Annotated in this window: 1 protein-coding gene; it reads right to left on the bottom strand. The window is 70.5% G+C overall.

The genetic code is table 11. The features are described from left to right. Positions 1 to 1,547, bottom strand: a 1,547-nt coding sequence (locus tag I59_RS05235; RefSeq protein ID WP_031272970.1) for a fibronectin type III domain-containing protein, incomplete at both ends; no start/stop codon positions are given.

Genomic DNA, 1,547 nt, shown 5'->3' with positions numbered 1-1,547 from the left:
CGCTGACTGCCGCCGTTCGGCTCGTTATCCGTGGTCGGACTGCTGACCCCAATGGAGCCGCTCGTTAGCGACGAGCACGACGGAGATGCGTCTGCCCCGACCTGGTAGAGCCGGTATGTGACCGCGGTCGACCCGGCCGGATCGGCGGCTCCCCAACTGACTCGGACAGGTGAAACGCCTGCCTCGTTGCGTTCCGTGCTCGCTGTGCGGGACAGGTTGGTCGGGGGCCCCGGCGTCCCGATCGCAGTGCCAGCCGCGCTGCCCTTGTTCCACTGGACCACCGTGTTGTTGCGGTCGGCGTCGTTCCGGGCAGAGACGGTCGCCGTGTACTGCGCTCCGCTCTGCGCCCCCGTGAACGACGTGCTCGTCGCGGTCCCCGTGCTCCTCGTGACCGTCAACCCCGGTCCGGAGATGGTGACCACGTAGTTGTCCACGGCACTGCCGTTGTTCGGCGCGGGCACCGCGTTCCAGTTCACGTCGACCTGGTTCGGCGTGTCCGGGTTCGGCTTCACGGTGATCCCGGTCGGCGGTGCCGGCACGTAGTCGGCGCTCATCGGCGCGGACTGCGCCGACGGCTCGCTGTCGCCGACGGCGTTGGTCGCCGTCACCGAGAACCGGTACGAGGCCTTCGGGTCCAGCCCTGTCAGCTGGCAGACCGTGGCCGTGCCGCAGTCCTTCGACACCCCGTCGGTCCCGGTGACCCGGTACCCGGTGATCGGCGAGTTGTTCGCCTGCGGCGTCGACCACGTCAGCGTCACCTGACCGCCGTCGTACGACCCGGTGCGGGTCGGAGCGCCCGGAGCGTCGGGGACGTCCTGCACGGAGATCGTGACGTCGCCCCACACGTACCGGTCCGGGTCGTCGGTGGCGTCCGCGACCTGGTACTGCAGGTGCGCGTCGACCGGCTTCGCGGACGAGGACACCTGGACCTGCAATCGCGACTTGTCGGCGCTCGGCGTGACGCTCACGCCGGCGGGCAGGCCGCCACCGAGCCCCCGGATCGCCACGACACGGAGGCGCTCGCCCGGGAACGGGTTGGTCGGCTGGTCGTTGGCGAGCACGTTGATGGAGGTCGTCTCACCGCGCTTGGCGATGCTCGTGTCCGCGCCGGGCTGGACGAGCGGACGGGTGGACGCGACGACCGACACGCTGATGGTGCCCGCCCGTCCGGCGTTGGCGTCGTCCGCGACCCCCACGCCGATGGAGGACGTGGTGTCCTTCTTCGCGGTGTCGGCGACCGTGACGGTCAGCCGCTGCCCGACGACGGTCGCGGTGACCCCCTGGCTCGGCTGGCTGACGATGGAGTAGCGCAGCTCGGGGAGGTCCTTCGGGTACGGGTAGTCGGTGAGCTTCGCGAGGTCGACGGTGCGCGACTCCCCCGGCTGCATGTCGAGCGCGGACCCCGAGAACGCGGGCGGCTGGTTCGACCGGGGCAGCACCTTGATCGGCAGGACGAGCGTCGCCGTCCGGCCCTTGCCGCCGTTGGCGTTCGAGCCGTCCGTGACCTCGAACGAGATCGACGCGTTCCCGTAGTACAGTTCGCCGAG

The organism is Curtobacterium sp. B8 (genome assembly GCF_000333315.1).
In the GTDB taxonomy this organism is placed as follows: domain Bacteria; phylum Actinomycetota; class Actinomycetes; order Actinomycetales; family Microbacteriaceae; genus Curtobacterium; species Curtobacterium luteum.
Note: the sequence above shows the minus strand (reverse complement) of the source record. Positions and strands in the feature narration are given on the sequence as shown.